This window comes from Aliivibrio logei (genome assembly GCF_001691055.1).
Taxonomy (GTDB): Bacteria; Pseudomonadota; Gammaproteobacteria; order Enterobacterales; family Vibrionaceae; genus Aliivibrio; species Aliivibrio salmonicida.
Genome location: NZ_MAJU01000034.1, coordinates 235 through 1,118, shown reverse-complemented (window position 1 = coordinate 1,118; position 884 = coordinate 235). Strand labels below are relative to the sequence as shown.

Genomic DNA, 884 nt, shown 5'->3' with positions numbered 1-884 from the left:
CCTTATTTCCCCAAGTTCAGGCGTTTCAGAAGCTATTTCACGCTTCAATTGTTCTTTGGTTATGCCTCATTTTAGTCTGCATCCGTGTTTTCCTCGCAGCATTTTCAATCCCAATTGTGGCTAATATATTTGTTTTTTCAGTTCCAAACTTGTTGAAACCAAACCGTTCAAATGGCGTAAAAAGTGTATTGGTTTTCCATTTACTTAATCTCGCAATTTAAGGATATTTTGTTCGCTTAATTACTATCGGTAAATTAGAATCAGGGCATTAAAAATCTTGGCAGGGCAGTTCTTTACCAAGTTAGCCAAGCCGAAAGTAAGCACGCACAACAATCGCATCAACACGATTTATTACATTCGGCGTTCTGGGTTTGTCTTAGGTTTTGTGATTAAGGCTGTTAATTCAGGTTGGTTTGCATGGTAATAAACGTGTTATGCCAGCGTTAGCTGCTTCAAAGAAGGAATTTAGTATGCAAGGTGAGAAATGGCTCTCAGGTACGGAGCTTAAAGGGAAAATAGTCACATTGATTCCACTACAATTAGAGCATGCGTCAGCTCTTGTTGAAGCGGCTTCTGATGGTGAACTTTGGGACTTATGGTATACAAAAATACCAAGTAGAGAGACTGTAAACGGTTATATTGAATTGGCTTTAAGCGAACAGGACGCTGGGCGTTCTTTGGCTTTTTCTGTCATTGATAATGAAACTCAAACCATAATCGGTACAACTCGTTTATGCCACGCTGATTGTGTGAATAAACGGGTAGAAATTGGTTATACGTGGTATGCGAAAAATTATCAGAGAACCTCAGTAAATACCGAATGTAAGTTCCTTCTTCTTTCTCATGCATTTGAAAACCTCTCAGCAATCGCAGTTGAGTTTAGA

Annotated in this window: 2 protein-coding genes; both read left to right on the top strand. The window is 39.0% G+C overall.

The features are described from left to right. The coding region (locus A6E04_RS21435; protein ID WP_217491221.1) for a hypothetical protein at positions 1-221 on the top strand (221 nt) is incomplete at its 5' end. A 249-nt stretch (positions 222-470) separates the two neighbouring features. After that, positions 471-884: GNAT family N-acetyltransferase (locus A6E04_RS20480; RefSeq protein WP_244886305.1), on the top strand; the 414-nt coding region annotated here is incomplete at its 3' end.